Source organism: Shinella sp. H4-D48 (genome assembly GCF_022637395.1).
Taxonomy (GTDB): domain Bacteria; phylum Pseudomonadota; class Alphaproteobacteria; order Rhizobiales; family Rhizobiaceae; genus Shinella; species Shinella sedimenti.
The window spans coordinates 2876332-2891982 of sequence record NZ_CP093337.1; the positions used below are offsets into that span (position 1 = coordinate 2876332).

Sequence of the window (15651 nt, forward strand, 5' to 3'; positions counted from 1 at the left end):
GTCATGAGAGGCTGCGCCGCGTCACACGCGTCGCCCATTTTCGCCGTCAGACGTACAGGTCGAAGCTTGCGCGAGGGTGGCAGGAGACGCGGAAACGCGCGAACCGGACGAGGCGGGACAAAGCCGCCCTAGAACCCGGTCTGGATCCGGGAAAACACGAGATCGGTAAAGATGGAAATCTGGGCGCCTATGAAGGGCGCCGAAATGGCGAGCGTGACCATGATCGCCAGGATTTTTGGCACGAAGGTCAGGGTCATTTCCTGTACCTGCGTCAACGCCTGAATGAAGGCAATGACGACGCCCACGAGCATGGCGGCAAGAACCGCCGGACCGGACGCCACGATGACCGTCCAGATGGCTGCCTGCGCGATATCGAGGGCGTCTGCCTCATTCACGGATGGGTTTCACTTTACGGTTACGCCGGGCCCGATGACAATCTTTGCGCCCGAATCAAGCATCGCGACAATACCGTCATTGTATAGCGTGACTTCCTTGACGACGCCAGAAATCGTGCCGTCATTGCTCGTGACCGTGCGCCCGATGACGGAGTTGGCTTCCTGCAGGGAGGTGCGCTGCAGCATGCTTTCCAGGTTCTTGTTCGTCTTGATGGTCTGCTCGACCTGCGAGAAGGTCGCGAGCTGCGCCATCTGCTGGGTCGCGTCCATCGGTTCGGTCGGGTCCTGGTTCTTCATCTGCGCCACGAGCAGCTTCAGGAAGCTCTCGTAGTTCAGCGTTGCCGTCTTGGTGTCCTTCGCCGATTCAGCGCCGGTCACCGTCGGCATGTAACCGGAGGACGTGTTGTTGTTGTTGACAGCGTCTACCATGGTGCGATCTCCCTGCGGATCTGCTCGATCGTGGCCGGCGTCATCTCCTGGGTATTCAGGATGCGGTCCTCGATCGGATAAAGGCCGCGGATTGCCTTGAGGGCCTCGAAAGCACGGCCCTGCGTGACGAGGGCATCGACCCGCTTCAGCTCGGCGAGCACTTCCTCGTTCTTGAAGCAAGACAGGAGCATGATCACCGATTTACGGAACATGGCGATCGACTGCTCGGCGCCTTCCGGATTGATAAGCGACATCTGCGCTATGAAATAGAGCTGGCGGAGCGGCGTGGTCGCCTGTTCCGGCTGCAGGACGTGGTTTTCCAGCAGGAAGGTCACATCGTTGAGGAACTCGATCGCCACCTTGCGATCAACCCTCAGAACTGCGCCGTTGACAAAAATGCGCTCACCCGACTTCAGCGATATACGCAGCGTACTTTTCATTTGAGGCCATCCTTGATGATGGTGGTAATATCGATAATGCCCTGGAAATTCGCGGACTCGCGTTTGCGGATCTTTTCGATTTCCTTGAGAATCCAGATGGCTATGGAAATGAGGTTGGCCCTGAGCTCGTCTTCCAGCTCGTTCTCCGGGTTGCCGAGATCCTCGATGAAGCGGATCCAGACGCGTCTGGTGAAATAGACGGCTTCCACCGCCTCCTTGCCGTAAGTACCGGCGGCCACTGCGGCTTTTAGAAGCGCAATCGACCGCTCGAGCACCTGCCGTTCCCGATCCTTCGAGACGGCAACGCCCTCCTCCATGATCTCGGCATATGAAAACTGGTACATTCAGACATCCTTCATGTGTGTCCGTACCCTCTGATTCATCAGAGGTAGTTCAGCAGACTGAGATTCTGGATTCTCGAAGTCAGCGTGTATGCAAGGGAAAGCTGCGACTCGAGCGTTGTGACGCGTGTCGCGGCGGCATAGGTATCGATGCCCTCCATGTCCTTGATGCTTGTGGTCAGGATGGTGATTTGCGCGTCGAGCGAGGTATTGGCCTGGGTCACCCGCGACTGCGAGATGCCGAGCTTGGACCTTTCGCCGTCCACGCCGGAGATAGCGCGGCCCATGTAGTCGATGGCGGAATCGCTGACGACCTTGCGCGAGGCTTCGCTGAGGCCGATCGACAGCAGCTCCTGGCCAATGACCAGCCCAAGTGCCAGATGCCGCATGCCCGTGGCATTGACGTTGGTCGAACTCTGGACGGTCTCGGCCGCGCTGATACGGCTCTGCATGTTCTCGTCGGCGGCGTTCGACCAGTCGGCCTGCCAGTCCGGCCCCATGAAGGTCGTTTCAAGATCGGCGATAAAGTCCTGCATATCGGCAGGCGTGATGGTCGAAACGCCGGGGTCGGTCTGCGTGAAGCCGAAATGCGTCAGGAAAGCCTGGTCGAAGGCGACCTTCGCGTCGCTCGGCGGCGTATCCTGGAGATAGTCCTTGAGCGGCACGACGTCGGAATTGATGCCAGCGAAGAGATATTCGCCGCTGAACGAGGTGTTGGCCGCCGCCGTAAAGGTGGAAAGCGCATTTCCCATGTTCTGCTGCGCCAGTTCCAGCTGATCGGAAGAAGTCATACCGGAGAGCGCGATCAGCACTTCCATTGCGTCGTTGGCCGCGGACGACATCAGGCCGAGCGCCTCCTGCGAGGCGGCGAGGCGCTGGGTGGTCAGGGCGTTGGTGCTCTTCAGCGATTCCATGCGCTGGAGGTCGCGGTGCAGGTCGAGGGTGCGCGAGGTCTTGGCGCCGAGAACCGCGCCGACATCCGCATGACGGCCGGTGACCGTCTCCTCCTGCAGCTGCAACATCTCCTTCTGCGCGCTTGCGACCGTGATGCGCATCGCATTCTGCAGGGACATGTTGGAAACGAAAGAAGTCTTCATAACTTAGCCCGCCGCTTGGAGAAGCGCGGTGATCATTTCATCGACCGCCGCAACCAGTTTCGCCGATGCCTTGTAGGACTGCTCAAGGTCGAGAAGCAGCGCAAGTTCCTCGTCAAGGCTGACGGATGTCACACTCTGCAAGGCTTCCTGCGTGCGGGCCAGCAGCGCGTTCTTGTCGTCGGCGGCCGTCGTCGCCGCGCTGCGCAGCTGCTCCAGCCAGCCGACCGAACCGGTCGCGAAAGCCAGCAGCGATGCGTTCGTGTCGATGGCCGCGGCCGGATCGAACGTGACCGGTGTCTCGAACGCTGCCGCATAGTTGTTCAGCAGCACCGAGAAGCTGGCATTGTTGTCGATATTGAAGGTCTCGTTGATGCCATCACGCAGCAGCTTGGCGTTGCCGCCCTGGTTGGTGATGACAGCCGGATTGACCTTGATGACCGTCGAAAGGCCGGGGACGACCGCATCGACGCTGAGATCGTCGCCAACGGCAACGCCATTGCGGATGAACAGGCCGTCCATGACGCCGCCGGCCGTGTTCTCGGAGAACATCGTGATCAGGCTGCGAGCAGTTTCGTCGAGTTGGGCCTGGAAGGTCGGAGCGGCATGGTCGCGGATCTGCAACAGGCCGGCGATGGTGCCGCGTGCGCTGGTGTTGCCCGCTGCACCCATCTGCACCGGCACGCCGTCGATGAGAACCTGGTTGCCCGTCACGGTGGCGGTATAGGTGGTCGTCGGAACGAAGCTGACGGCACGCGCCTCGGTCTCGAACAACACCGTTCCGTCACTGGTGTAGAGCGCCAGATCGTTGTTGGTGCGGTTGACCGTGTTGACGCCGACGATGCCGGAAATCTGCGTCAGAAGCTTGTCGCGCTGATCCAGCGCGTCATTAACGTCTGTGCCAGCCGCCGTGCCCTGGCGGACCTGGTCGTTATAGGTCTTGAATTCCTTGAGAAGCCGGTTGAGTTCCTTGACCGCGGTATCGATGTCGGCATCAGCTTCAGAACGGAGCTTCTGGAGCGCTTCGGACGTGCTGTTCAGCGACGTTGCGACATCGACCGCATCCGCCACAACCGTTTCGGCGAGCGAGACTTCGTTCGGCTTGTCCGCGAAGGTCTGGAGATTGTCACGCAGCTTGGCGAGATAGGTGGAGGGGGCGAGCTCGTAGTCCTCGCCGCCCAACATCATCTTCATGCGCGAAAGGCCCGCGAGAACCGTATCCTGAGCCGAAGCCTTAGAGATACTGAGCAGGTTCTGCTTCAGGAGCGCTTCGTTCTGCGCCCGCTGCGTTTCGACGACGGTGGCACCGGAGGTTGCCGTGGCGAGGACCGCCGCACGGCGCGCATAGGCCGGGTCGCTTGCATTGGCAATGTTCTTCGAAACGACGGCCGATTGCAGGCCTACGTTGGAAAAACTTGACTGAGCAGTCTTCATAGCTGCTGTAAGCGACATCAGTTCTACCTAACTTTCGAGTGCACGCCGAACCGTCATGCCACCTTATCTCTTGAGGTTGACGAGGACTTCCATGAGTTCGGAACCGGTCTGGAAGACCTTCGAATTGGCCGTGTAGTTGCGCTGAGATTCGATCATGCTCGTCAGCTCTTCGGCGATATCGACATTCGAATCTTCCAGCGCGCCGGACAGGATCGTTCCGAAGCCGCCGTTGCCGGCATAGCCCATGACGATGACGCCCGAATCGTTGCTCTGCGAATAGACGTTGCCCGCAAGCGGCTTGAGGTTGTCGGGGCTCTGCACGTTCGCCATGGCGATACGGTATTTCGGAGCCAGGTCGCCGTTCTCATACTTGAGATAGACAATACCGTCGTCGCTGATCTCGTAGCCGGCAACACCGCTGGGGCCAATGCCGTCGATATCGCCCTTGGCCGCGAATGCGGCTGCAAGCTGCGTGCTGCCGCCGGTCGCGCCGCCGATCGAAACCGTGAGCGACTTCAGCACAGCGCCGTCGATCGGAAGCTCGTCCAGAACGAGGTCTGCAGGGCTTGCGGGCGTCTCGAGCTTGCCTTCCGCGTCGAAGGTCATGGTCTGGGGCGTCGCGTCGTCGACGCTGGCCACGATGGCGGGCGGCGTCGCACCGCTCATCATGTCGTAGATGTCACCCGTCTCGGGATCGGTGTAGGTGACCGTGACTTCCCATTCGCTGGTCGGCGGCGGGCCGGCGGTCGTGCTGACTTTCGTGTAGTTGAAGTCGAGCTTGCGCGTGTTGCCCAGGCTGTCATAGGCGACGAGCGACGTCGCCTTCTTGTAGCCATCGGCCTCGTTCGACGGCAGGTTGACATGCAGGTAGCCCTTTTCGGACGCCTTCACGTTCAATTCGCCGGAGGCGAGGTTGATCTTCTCGAGACCTGCAAAGCCGTTGATGACAACGGTCGGGTCTTCCGTCGACGAGTAGGGATAGCCCATCAGCGTGAAGCCGGCCGAGTTCTTCAGCGTGCCATCGCTCATCGGGGTAAAGGCGCCGGCGCGTGTCAGATATTCGACACCATCAGAACCCTGGACGATGAAAAAGCCCCGGCCGTTGATGGCCAGGTCCGTTGCCGAGGTCGTGTAGGTGAAGGTGCCCTGCGATGAAATGGAGTAACGGACATCGGTGGTGACACCACCCGAATTGTAGGCGCCGCCGGTCGTGGGAAGAATCAGCGAAGAGAACTGCGTCGCGGCCTTCTTGTAGCCCGTCGTGTTCGCGTTCGCGATGTTGTCGGCAACCGTGCTCAGGCGGTTTGCCTGAGCGTTCATGCCGGAAACACCCGTTCTCATCGTGCCGTAAAGACTCATGTCAAATCCCCGTTCGTCTCGTCTTAGCGACCCTATGGGACGGGCCTTGCGTGAAGCTGGCTGCCGGGGTCCGCCTTCCCCGCCCGCCGGCGGTGATTTTCAGCTCTGCCAATCGATGCAGTAGCCAAGGAAGCGCTTGGAATCGATCGGGTCGAAACCGAGCTTCTTGCGCAGTTTCTTACGCAGCTTGCTGATGTGGCTTTCGACGACGTTCTCTTCGACGTCCTCATCGAAGATGCCGTAGATCGCATTGAAGATCTGGGACTTCGAGAGTCGGCGGCCGCGGTTGGCGACCAGATATTCGAGGATGCGGCGCTCACGGCGCGGCAGGGCGAAGACGTCGCCGGAAATTTCCGGGTCGCGGCCATCCGAGAAGACGCGGATCGGGCCGATGTCGGTATGGTTGGCAAGTGCCTTGAGGCGACGCCGGATGGCCGCCGCACGGGCCAGGATTTCACGGGGGTGAACCGGCTTGCGCACGACATCGTCGACACCGCTGTCGAAGAAGGCGAGCGTCGTTTCCAGGGACGGCGTGTCGCTGACAGCGATCACCGGAGCCTGTGAGCGATCACGGATCGCCCGCGGCAACTCCATGGAGAGTTGGCACTGGCCGATCAGGAACGCTTCAACCGCGTCGATATCGGAATCGGCAGCGGTGTTCACCCACTCGCCGAATTCACGTGGATCGAACCCCGTCGAGGGCACGCCCTCGCGTCCAAAAAGAGAAGTATAGCCATCTTTAACGAGCTCGCGCTCATCAACCACTACGATCATTCGTCCGCCTCCGAATCAGTGTGGTGCTTCGTTAAGGCAGTGGTACGAATCGGGCGAATCAGCAGCAACTAGAGGAAGTGAGTGGGTGGAATTAACAGTTGATTAACCAATGCGTGCCGATTTGATCTAGATATAGTGGCTATCCAGACTGGTCGCCACAACTTTCTCGTGGAAAAGTTAACAAAGGTTAACGCGCACCCTTGGCCTGCCCAAAACGTGGCACATTCCCGCCACATTGCGGCACACCTCATATCTGAGGAAAAATTCAACCTTTAGTCGAATTACTGGCAGAACTGTTTCGCGTTCTGCGTCCAGCTTCCGTAGCCGGTTGCAACCAGATTCGCGATCACTCGGCAGACATAACGCTTTTGCGCCGGGTCGTTGTTGGGACCGGCGTGATAGCGTGCCACGGCCATCGTCCAGGTCTCGTGACGAGCATGCAGCCTGGCGAGGAATGCGGCGGCATATTCGACATTCTTGCGCGGGTCGAACATCTCTGCCGGTGAGGTAAAGTGCTCACCGTGGAAATGATGGTTTATCTGCATGCAGCCAAGGTCGATCAGCTTTGCACCGCGCCCCCGGGCCGCCTGAAAGACCTCGAGCGCCTCCTCACGGCTGCGGCCGAAATAGGCCTTGCCTTCGATGTTGAGAGCGAAAGGCTGAAGCGACCCCTTCCTGCCGGTTTCCGTCAACCCTACCGAGTAGAGGATGCCGGCTGGAATGTCGTATTTGGCGGCTGCCGCAAGGATCTCCCGCTCGCAGCTTCCAACCGCAGCCTTCGCCTCAGAGATAGACGCCGCCAGACCGATAAGACTGGCTGCCAGAAAGGCCAGACGCGTTGTCCGTCGTATTGTCCTCACGGGAGCCTCCCTGCCCTGCAAACGTGCCTGAACCTTCACCACCGCCCTGGCGGCCGTCTTCACGCGCCTGCGGCTGGTTGGAGAATTGCTGCTGCTGATCCGCACCGCCCTGCGCATTGGCGCTGCGGTCGACAGGCGAAAGCTGAACGCTCACCTGATCCACTGCAAAGCCCTGCGCGCGCAGCGCGCGCACGATGGCGTCTTGATCGTCGCTGAGCTGGCGATAGGCCTCGCCCGTCTCCACCTGCAGCGAAACGACCAGCGCGTCGCCATGCAGGCGTAGCGTCGCCGTCACGAGGCCAAGCTCGATCGGGTTCATCTGGATCTTCAGCGTATTGACCACCTTGCCCGTGGCGGCCTGTTCGTGACCGATACCGCTCGTCGCACTCAGAGAGGTCACCCATTCGGGATCCTGCGTAATCGCCGTCGTCACGGCAGCCGCATTGCTGGTCTGCGCCAGGCCGATATAGCGGCGCGCCTCGACAACGGTGACACCCTCGCCGCGTGGTCCCGTCGGATTGGCGTCGCGCAGCGTTGCACGGTCACCTGAACCGGAAAGACTCAAATCAAGATCGCGTCCCTTGCCATCGGCGCGCGCGATCCGGAAAAGCTTGTCCGTCTCGGACTGCGGCTGCTCGCCACCATCAGTGTCGGCGAGTTCCGAAGCGTCGCCCTTTACGGTCGCGTCGGCAGCTACACCTGCCTTGCCTCCCGATTTCGCTGCTGGCTCGGCTCGTCCCTCATGTGCGGCGGCGGAAATGGATTTCCCGGCACCCGCCAAGACAGCCTGCGGCATGGTATTTTGCGCGCCGAGCATTTCGAGAAGGTTGCCGACATCGGTTTTGTCTGCGCCTTCTGCCTTGGCACCGGGATGGTCGTCGCCCTCGGCCGGCACGGTGTTTTCATCGCTTTCGCCAGTCCGGGCCTTGCGACCGGACGCGGCGGCCCCAAGAAGTGCCGCAACCTTCTCCTCGAAGGAAACGCCTGCTTCCGCCTCATCCTGCGGCTTGCCCAGTGCACTGGCGAGCGCCGTTATGTCGCGGCGGCCCACCTTCACGCGCGGATCGGCAGCCTCGTCCTCGCCCTGCTCGCCCTTGCCGGAGATCGATATCCGCCCGCCCTTCTGACCGCCCTGACCCTCGCGCCCATGGAGGCTGGCGATGGCATGCGAGAAGCCGTTCTCTTCCGAGCCGCCGGCGCCGTTTCCGTCGCCTGCCTTGCCCTTGCCGGGAACAGGCCCCGACGCGATGCCCAAAACACCGCCACCGATCGTGCTCATGTGCCTTCTCCCTCCAATAGCTTGTCGATCTCATCCAGCTTCGACCGGCCGCCCGACACGAAGCTGTCGAAGGCGGGGTCGACGCCCGCCCGCTCTTTCTCGACTTTCGCGTCTTTCTCCGGCTCTGCCACCGCCGCCGCGTCCGTCGACGTCTCGGTGGGCCGAGCGGCCGTTTCCGCCGCGTTCAGGCTGTCATAGGAAGCGTCCTCGCCCTCCGGCACCGTCGTGACGACAGGCTCGGTTTTCTGGGCCGAGGCGACCGGCTCGCGCAGGACCTCTTCCGCGACAGCTCGCGCGGCCTCTTTCAGGGCGCGGTCCTTCACGGAAAGCTTGTCATCCGGAATGGCGACGATCGTCTCCATGGCGGAGGCGACATCGCCCGAGGGCACCGACGCCAGACCCGAATAGAGATCCGCCAGAGCCTTCGGCACGCTTTCGCCATCTCCCGACAGGATCTGGGCGCGCTCTGCCGCCAGCGACGCGAGCTTGTTCTGGCCCGAGATGGCGGCAAGCCGCGCCATGCGCAGATAGACTTCCCGCTGGCGCGGCACGTCCATGAACGACAGGACCTCGAGAATATCCTTCTCGTTGAGCTTTTCGAAATTATCGACCGCCAGTGTCACGAAGAGATCGGCGAACTGGCTGGCATAGGGCGAGCGCAGATATCGACGGGCATAGCGATTGGCATAGCCCATGCTCCGGTCGATCCAGCCGGCCTGGCTGGCGATGTAGATAGAGCGGCGCAGCGCCGCCTCCTCCACAATGGTGCCGGGCGCAACGAGGCGCGCCCAGTCAAAATAACTCAGGGCCAGCGCGGGGTCCTTGCGCAGCACGGAATTGGCCGAGACGAGCGCCAGATAGGGGCCGACCCGCGAACGCTTGTACTCAGGGAAGATTTCGGCCAGCGACTTCACGCTCTGGCTGCCGGTCCCGCTGAGATAGTTGCGCAACGCATCGGTGAGGCGGGAATCGAAATGGCCTTCGACGTCCTTCTTGATCAGGAATTCCAGCGTCTCGGGATTGCCGCCGCTCATGGCATAGACCAGCGCGGCATCCACATTGCGGGGATCGTCGAAAATCGCAGGCTCAGCGGTGCGCAGCCGCGCGTCGATGGTCGTCAGCAGGAAGCGCTGCATCTCCATGGCCGAGTGGTCACCGAGCACCACCGTATCCTGCACGAACTGCAACGACCGGATCATCTTGTAGGGCGCCAGATCGTCAGGGCTCTCGGCGCGCGCGAGCGCAGCGGCTGAAAACGCAGCCGCCAGAACCGTTCCCAACAGAAGGAAGCGCCCGAATGGCTTCATCGTCTCAGCCACCCTCGGCCTGAATGAGGATTTCGATACGGCGGTTGGCGGCAGCCATCGGGTCGTCCGCAACCTGCAACCGGCGATCGGCAAAGCCGGTGACCTGGCTGACGCGCTTTTCCTCCAGCCCGCCGCGAACCAGCATGTAATAGGCGCTCTGCGCACGATCCATCGACAGCCGCCAGTTGTCGTTCTTGCCGCCAGCAAAGGGACGCGCGTCGGTATGACCGCGGATGGCGATTGCGCCCGGCCGTCCTTCGAGGATCTTGCCGATCTTTTCCATGGCCAGCACCATCTCCTGCCGCGGCACGGCGGAACCGATATTGAACATCGGTGTATCGAGCTGGTCGGTCAGGCTGACGAGAAGGCCGCCTTCGGTGGGCGTGACGGTCAGGCCTTCGGCAAGCTTGCCGATCGCCCCGATCTCCTTGGCAATCTGCTGTTTCAGCTCGCTCGCCTGCTTTTCCTCCGTCGCTTTGGCCTCGTCCGCCTTCGTGGTCTCCTCGATCTTTGCCTGCGTTTCGGCATCCGCCTGTTTCAGCGCATCCTCCACGGTGCGGTCTGTATCGACGGCAGCCATCTGGGTGGCGGACTGGTCCTTGTTTGCGCTTGCTTCGCTGCCGGCATCGGTCGCCTGCGAGATTTCCACCTGCTGCGTCCAGAAATCGGGATCGAACGGGTCGCGGTACGCCTCGCCGCCGTTCGCGCCGGTGGCCGGGCCGGAATTTGCGGCGCCGCCGTCGCCCTTGGCGCTCACATTCGCCTGCTGGCCGACTTCCTGCGCGATCTCGGACAGGACGGAATAGGGATTGTTGAAGAAGTCGGCCTCGGAATACTGCGTCTCCTCGCCAGCCGTTGTCTTCTTGTCCTTGCCGCTTTCGGCGCCGTTGCCGCTTTCCTGCTTCTGGCCCTCTTCCTTGGACTTGTCCTGCGTGGCCTCGCCTTCGGCGGTGTTGGCCGGCTTCTTCACCGATTTCTCCGCCGGCTTGTCATCAGTGAGCTTGATCGGATTGAAATAGGAGGCGACGGAGGCCTTCGTTTCCTCATTGGCCGCATTGACGAGCCACATGACGAGGAAGAACGCCATCATGGCCGTCATGAAGTCGGCATAAGCAATCTTCCAGGCGGCGGAATGGTGATCGCCGTCATGGTCGCCATGGCGCTTGACGATGATGATCTCATTCTTGCCGTGGTGATGATTTTCGCCGTCGCTCATCCAAGCACCTTGCTGACGGTTTCGGCCCAGGCGGCCATCCGCGTTACCAGAACGGCGTCACCGAGTTCCACCGTCAAATCCACATCCTGCACTTCGACGTGCCGAAAGACCGGTGTCGGCTCGTTGAAATGCGATTTCAGCTGGTCAAAGAGGTCTGCCGGCCCCTTCACCGTGATCGTCACGCCCTCGCCGTCCTGCAGGCCTTCCGCAATGACGCGAGCGAGATCGGAAACCGCGCCCTGCGTCAGGACCTGGCTCATGACCGGTGCCAGCACTTGGGCGGCCTGGGCGGCAACGCTGTCAGCAACCTCGGCGATGAAGGCGGAGAAGCGCTCGGCCAGCGCCTCCGCATATTCCTGTTCGTACCGCACCTTCAGCGATTCGAGTGCTGCCTGATGAGCGCTTTTCAAGGCAGCCAGCTCGGCCTCGTGACGCGCCAGAAGCTCCGCCTCGGCAGCCGATTTCCCCTGTTCGAACGCCTCGGCCCGCTCGGCCTCCACATCCACGGCGGGCAAGGCAGGCGCGATGGCAAAGGATTCCGTCTCTGCGGTTCCATCCCGCTGCGCGAAGCTCGACGGCTTGAAAAGCGGCGCCGGCGGGCGGGCGGGTGCGCTGAAGTCCTTGAGATAGCGGGCGAGATGCACACTCATGCCGGCCCCCGCGAAACCGCATTGTGCCCGATGAACGCGCAAAAGGCCCGGCGGGGAAACCGCGGACCGCTTGAACGCTCGCTCTCGAAAACACTTGTACCTGACAACACCGGTGACCTGTCTCCTGGACATAGCGCCCTCCGGGAGGCGGAAAGCGCACAATCTTCCTGATCGTGCCATCGAGCCTAGGGGTTCAAACTTGTGCGAGGATGAAGGGTGCTGGGCCGCGCCAGGGCAAATAGCGCGACCCAGCCGCCCGTCCCGGCCGATGACCAGCGGCCGGGCGGATGGAAACCTCTTTGCTCTTACTGGCGGAAGAGCTGAAGGATGTTTTCGGCGCTCGAATTGGCGATGGAGAGCGACTGGATGCCGAGCTGCTGCTGGGTCTGCAACGCCTTGAGGCGGGTCGATTCCTCGTTCATGTCGGCGTCCACCAGACGGCCGATGCCCTTGTCGATCACGTCGCCGAGCGTGGCAACGAAGCTTTCCTGCATTTCGATGCGCTTGGTGATGGCGCCGAGCGTGGAAGCCGCATTGGTCAGGTCCTTGAGGATGAAGTCCGTGACGCTGATCATGGCGTCCAGTTCCTCATAGGTCGTGTCGTTAGTGATCTCGATCTCGGTGCCGGTGTCGGGCGTGGCCGAGTCGATCGTCTTGCTCATGTCGATCAGGTAGTAGTCGCCCGTGAGCGCCGTCGGATCGGATGCCAGCGTCGAGGCGTCGATCGCCTTTGTCAGATAGCCGTCGGCGGGGTTCTCGACATCGATCAGCACGGAATTGGCGGTATCGAAGTCCAGCGTGGCGACCTTGACGTTACCGTCGGCCGAGCGGACGAAGGACGCCACAACAGACTTGATGCCGAGCGCATCGGTGCCGGCATTGTAAAGCCAGTTCTCGCCGGAGAAGGACGCGGACTGCGCGGCCGAGACCAGCTGGTTCTTCAGTTCCTTGATTTCATCGTTGATCTTCGTCTTGTCGACGCCGGGCTCGCGGGCGGCGACAAGCTTCGCCTTGATCTCGCTGAGCACGTCGATGACGTTTTCCAGAGCCGTGTAAGCGGTATCGACCTTGGCGGCGCCGAGGCCGAGCGCGTCGGCGACGGTGGAGATGGCGCGGTTGTCTGACCGCATGGTCGTGGCGATCGACCAGTAGGCGGCATTGTCGGCGGCGGTTTCGACGCGCAGGCCGGAGGAGACGCGCGCCTGCGTCGTCTGCATGTTGGTGTCGATGGAACGAAGCGTCTGCAGCGCCGCCATGGCGGCGGAGTTGGTCAGAATACTGGTCATTGGCACTTGCCCTGAAATGAAGTGTCGGGGACATGCCGGAGTGAGGCGGGACCGGTAACGCGGAGGGGCTTCATGCATCCGACGCGCTTGTTTGCCCTGGCGTCGGTCCAACGTTCTTAAGCATTGGTTAACGAGGAATGGTTAACAAATGGTTAATGCCGTTAAGGAAAGCTTAAGGGAGATTACGGAAGCGTAAATTCAGGGGCCATCAGGACGGTGCGCATCGCGAGCTGGCGCGCAAAACAAAAACGGCGCGACCGAAGTCGCGCCGTTTTCAGTTTCCATCGATACTGCCCGAGGCAGCAAGGGCTCAGGCGTTGCTTTCGGCGTAGGCCGCGATCACTGCGAGCAGGACGTCGTTCTGCATGGCAGCAACCTGCTTGTCGCTGAAGGACTTGATCTGGGTTTCGCCCAGTTCACCGATCTGGTCGACGGTGAGACCCGAGACCGCCTTGATATTGATCGCTGCGATTTCGTCATCCTCGAAGGTCGCCAGCGCGGTCTTCGTGAAGGCGCCGATTGCTGTTGAGGACATGACTGCGATCTGCTCCTTTGTGAAGGCCGTCGCCTGGGTGTCGCTGAACTCGCCGATTTGGGTCGCCGTAAGCGCTGCGGCCTGCTTGGTGGTCAGCGCCGCGACCTGGGCATCGGTCAGAGCCTGGATCTGCTCGACCACCAGAGAAGCAACCTGCGCGGTCGTCAGAGCCTTGATCTGTCCTTCGGTCAGGTTCTTGATCTGCTCGTCCGGGTCGAGAGCCGCGACCTGGGTCGTGGTCAGCGCTGCAAGCTGCTTGTTATCGAGGTGAGCGACGTTGATTGCCTTGATCTGATCGGCTTCGAGGCCGGCGATCTGCTTTGTCGAAAGCGCCTTAACCTGCGCTTCAAGCAGTTCCTTGACCTGCGCGTCGGGATCAAGCGCGTTAAGCTGCGTGATGTTGAGCGCCTGAATCTGCTTTTCCGTCAGTGCCTTGAGCTGCGTGGCGTCGAGCTCGGCGATGTGCTGGTCGCTGAGGCCGGCGAGCGACTTCGGCTTGATCAAGGCAATTTCATCCGCCGTGAACGACTTGAAGTCTTCAGCCGAGATTGCTGCGAGAGCCGTGGCGCTCAGAGCGGCAACCTGATCTTCCGTCAGATTGGTAGCAAGGTCGCCGGTGAGCGCAGCCGCCTGTGCTGCCGTGATCGATGCAACCTGCTTGGTGGTCAGGTCGTCGATGAGGCCGGCATCGATCGTGCCGATATGGGCGGCGGTCAGGCCGGAGAAAGCCTTGACGCTGATCGACTTGAGCTGATCGGCATCGAAATTCTTGATCTGGTCGGCGTCACCGAGAGCCGTGATGGCAGCGGCATTGAGACCGGCGATCTGCTGGGTCGTCAGGTTCTTGACCTGATCGTCGCTCAGATTGCCAAGCTGGGTCGGCGTGAATGCTGCAATTTGCTTCGGCGCCAGATCGGCGATCTGCGTGTCGCCGATCTTGGTGACATCCAGTGCCTGGAGTTGCGCCGTCGTCAGAGCCTTGACCTGGGTGGCGTCAAGCGCCTGTACCTGGGTAGCGCCGTCGAGGTCGCCGATCTGGGCAACCGTCAGTGCAGAGATCTGCTTGGCGGAAAGGTCCGTGATCTTGGCACCGAGATCGGCAACGTCGAGAACCTTGACCTGTGCGGCAGTGAAGGCCTTGATCTGCGTGGCGTCGAAGGCACCGAGCTGGGTGGTGGCATCGAGAGCGCCGACCTGCGTATCCGACAGCGCGGCAATCTGCTTGGCGGTGAGGTCCGTGGCCTTGCCGGCCAGCGCCGTGACATCGATCGACTTGACCTGGGCGGCGGTGAAGGCCTTGACCTGCGTGGCGTCGAGGGCAGCGTAGGCATCCGGGTCTAGCGCGGTAACCTGCGACGTGGTCAGAGCGGCGATCTGCTTCGTGCCCAGTTTGCCGGAGGTGACGAGAGCCGTTGCATCCGCATCAGAAAGGGCAGCGATCGTCTTGGTGCTGATAGCAGCGATTTCGTCGTCTTCCATCGCGGCAAGACCACCGGTCAGGGCCAAAATGCCGCTGATGGCGTTGGCATCGAGTGCCTTGATATGCGTCTTCGTCAGGGCGGTTACCTGCGCGACGTCGAAAGCGTCGTCGTTTTCAGCGTAGATCGCCGAAACCTGGGCTGCGGAAAGGTTGGCAACGCCGGTGCCGATCGCTGCGATCTGGTCATCCGACAGGCTTTTGACGGCCGAAATGGTGATGGCCTTGAACTGTGCGGCGGTGAAATCCTTGACGCCATCCTTATTGAGGGAGGCGAGCTTTTCGCCATCAAGCGTCTTGATCTGTGCAGCGGACAGCGACTTTACGTCGTCAGCCGTCAGGCCTGCGAGAATGGTTTTGTCGAGAAGGGCGAACTGGGCGGGCTTCAGGGCGGAAATAATCGACATCGTGTCTACCTCGGTGCTTGGCCAAATGTGATTCTTCGCAAGACACGGCCACGGCATGAGGACGGCGGTCTCTCATGCTTGCCCCAAAGATTGCTCAGGACGTTTGAACGCCAGGAATCCCGCAAGACGAAGAATGTTTAAGGAGGACATGGCTCGCACGAGCCTGCGCATCGGGGCGTCATGCTTCCGGGCGCTTCGAATGAGCCCGATCCCTATGCCAGCAGCCGCGAGTATCCGCGACTGGTGCCAGTGTTAGGATACAACCTTTAATTTCCCATTAACAGCACATGCCATGTTCCCTGAATCGAACAGTGGCCGCCAGCCAGAAGCAAGTCTGGACGGCTATGACGGCAAAACTCTCCTACCGC

The 15651-nt window shown here is 61.3% G+C and carries 15 protein-coding genes; all 15 read right to left on the minus strand.

Translation table 11 applies throughout. From position 1 onward, the window contains the following. Positions 1-128: 128 nt before the first annotated feature. The 15 genes from fliQ to MNR02_RS14190 all read right to left on the minus strand — a co-directional run bounded on the left by fliQ (position 129) and on the right by MNR02_RS14190 (position 15283). Positions 129-395: a flagellar biosynthesis protein FliQ gene (gene fliQ / locus MNR02_RS14120; RefSeq protein WP_241600484.1), complete on the minus strand. Its 267-nt coding sequence runs from the start codon at positions 393-395 to the stop codon at positions 129-131. Positions 396-404: 9 nt separating this feature from the next. Continuing rightward, positions 405-824 (minus strand): flagellar hook assembly protein FlgD, encoded by a 420-nt coding sequence (gene flgD / locus MNR02_RS14125; protein ID WP_371746674.1) that lies wholly within the window; start codon positions 822-824, stop codon positions 405-407. Next, positions 818-1264: a flagellar biosynthesis repressor FlbT gene (flbT, locus tag MNR02_RS14130; RefSeq protein WP_241600482.1), complete on the minus strand. Its 447-nt coding sequence runs from the start codon at positions 1262-1264 to the stop codon at positions 818-820. The genes flgD and flbT overlap by 7 nt, the downstream gene beginning before the upstream one ends. Then, a complete protein-coding gene (gene flaF, locus MNR02_RS14135) occupies positions 1261-1608 on the minus strand; it encodes a flagellar biosynthesis regulator FlaF (RefSeq protein WP_241600480.1) in 348 nt (115 codons plus the stop codon). The genes flbT and flaF overlap by 4 nt, the downstream gene beginning before the upstream one ends. Before the next feature lie 38 nt (positions 1609-1646). Then, positions 1647-2702: a flagellar hook-associated family protein gene (locus MNR02_RS14140; protein WP_241600478.1), complete on the minus strand. Its 1056-nt coding sequence runs from the start codon at positions 2700-2702 to the stop codon at positions 1647-1649. A 3-nt stretch (positions 2703-2705) separates the two neighbouring features. Further along, the gene (gene flgK / locus MNR02_RS14145; protein WP_241600476.1) at positions 2706-4151 is read right to left on the minus strand and encodes a flagellar hook-associated protein FlgK; all 1446 of its coding nucleotides are present in this window, start codon (positions 4149-4151) and stop codon (positions 2706-2708) included. A gap of 45 nt (positions 4152-4196) precedes the next feature. After that, on the minus strand, positions 4197-5492 hold the full coding sequence (locus tag MNR02_RS14150) for a flagellar hook protein FlgE (protein WP_241600474.1): 1296 nt from the start codon (positions 5490-5492) through the stop codon (positions 4197-4199). A gap of 99 nt (positions 5493-5591) precedes the next feature. Continuing rightward, positions 5592-6266: a transcriptional activator Rem gene (gene rem, locus MNR02_RS14155; protein ID WP_241947237.1), complete on the minus strand. Its 675-nt coding sequence runs from the start codon at positions 6264-6266 to the stop codon at positions 5592-5594. A 281-nt stretch (positions 6267-6547) separates the two neighbouring features. After that, the gene (locus MNR02_RS14160; protein WP_370879941.1) at positions 6548-7117 is read right to left on the minus strand and encodes a transglycosylase SLT domain-containing protein; all 570 of its coding nucleotides are present in this window, start codon (positions 7115-7117) and stop codon (positions 6548-6550) included. Then, positions 7050-8405, minus strand: coding sequence for a flagellar hook-length control protein FliK (locus tag MNR02_RS14165; RefSeq protein WP_241947238.1), 1356 nt, complete (start codon positions 8403-8405; stop codon positions 7050-7052). Before MNR02_RS14165 ends, MNR02_RS14160 begins: the two co-directional genes overlap by 68 nt. After that, positions 8402-9712: a chemotaxis protein MotC gene (motC, locus tag MNR02_RS14170; protein ID WP_241947239.1), complete on the minus strand. Its 1311-nt coding sequence runs from the start codon at positions 9710-9712 to the stop codon at positions 8402-8404. Before motC ends, MNR02_RS14165 begins: the two co-directional genes overlap by 4 nt. A 4-nt stretch (positions 9713-9716) precedes the next feature. Further along, positions 9717-10928 (minus strand): MotB family protein, encoded by a 1212-nt coding sequence (locus tag MNR02_RS14175; protein ID WP_241947240.1) that lies wholly within the window; start codon positions 10926-10928, stop codon positions 9717-9719. After that, on the minus strand, positions 10925-11578 hold the full coding sequence (locus MNR02_RS14180) for a hypothetical protein (RefSeq protein WP_241947241.1): 654 nt from the start codon (positions 11576-11578) through the stop codon (positions 10925-10927). The genes MNR02_RS14175 and MNR02_RS14180 overlap by 4 nt, the downstream gene beginning before the upstream one ends. Positions 11579-11883: 305 nt before the next feature. Further along, positions 11884-12864, minus strand: a complete 981-nt coding sequence (locus MNR02_RS14185) for a flagellin (protein ID WP_241600455.1) — start codon at positions 12862-12864, stop codon at positions 11884-11886. A gap of 310 nt (positions 12865-13174) precedes the next feature. Next, a complete protein-coding gene (locus MNR02_RS14190; RefSeq protein ID WP_241947242.1) occupies positions 13175-15283 on the minus strand; it encodes a hypothetical protein in 2109 nt (702 codons plus the stop codon). Positions 15284-15651: the final 368 nt, after the last annotated feature.

What these genes read in the sequence shown, in the direction of transcription:
- MNR02_RS14140 (WP_241600478.1), bottom strand. Translation starts at nt 2,702, where the DNA reads ATGAAGACTTCTTTCGTTTCCAACATGTCCCTGCAGAATGCGATGCGC.
- MNR02_RS14150 (WP_241600474.1), bottom strand. Translation starts at nt 5,492, where the DNA reads ATGAGTCTTTACGGCACGATGAGAACGGGTGTTTCCGGCATGAACGCT.
- motC (WP_241947239.1), bottom strand. Translation starts at nt 9,712, where the DNA reads ATGAAGCCATTCGGGCGCTTCCTTCTGTTGGGAACGGTTCTGGCGGCT.
- MNR02_RS14185 (WP_241600455.1), bottom strand. Translation starts at nt 12,864, where the DNA reads ATGACCAGTATTCTGACCAACTCCGCCGCCATGGCGGCGCTGCAGACG.
- flaF (WP_241600480.1), bottom strand. Translation starts at nt 1,608, where the DNA reads ATGTACCAGTTTTCATATGCCGAGATCATGGAGGAGGGCGTTGCCGTC.
- MNR02_RS14180 (WP_241947241.1), bottom strand. Translation starts at nt 11,578, where the DNA reads ATGAGTGTGCATCTCGCCCGCTATCTCAAGGACTTCAGCGCACCCGCC.
- flgD (WP_371746674.1), bottom strand. Translation starts at nt 824, where the DNA reads ATGGTAGACGCTGTCAACAACAACAACACGTCCTCCGGTTACATGCCG.
- flgK (WP_241600476.1), bottom strand. Translation starts at nt 4,151, where the DNA reads ATGTCGCTTACAGCAGCTATGAAGACTGCTCAGTCAAGTTTTTCCAAC.
- rem (WP_241947237.1), bottom strand. Translation starts at nt 6,266, where the DNA reads ATGATCGTAGTGGTTGATGAGCGCGAGCTCGTTAAAGATGGCTATACT.
- MNR02_RS14165 (WP_241947238.1), bottom strand. Translation starts at nt 8,405, where the DNA reads ATGAGCACGATCGGTGGCGGTGTTTTGGGCATCGCGTCGGGGCCTGTT.
- flbT (WP_241600482.1), bottom strand. Translation starts at nt 1,264, where the DNA reads ATGAAAAGTACGCTGCGTATATCGCTGAAGTCGGGTGAGCGCATTTTT.
- MNR02_RS14175 (WP_241947240.1), bottom strand. Translation starts at nt 10,928, where the DNA reads ATGAGCGACGGCGAAAATCATCACCACGGCAAGAATGAGATCATCATC.
- MNR02_RS14190 (WP_241947242.1), bottom strand. Translation starts at nt 15,283, where the DNA reads ATGTCGATTATTTCCGCCCTGAAGCCCGCCCAGTTCGCCCTTCTCGAC.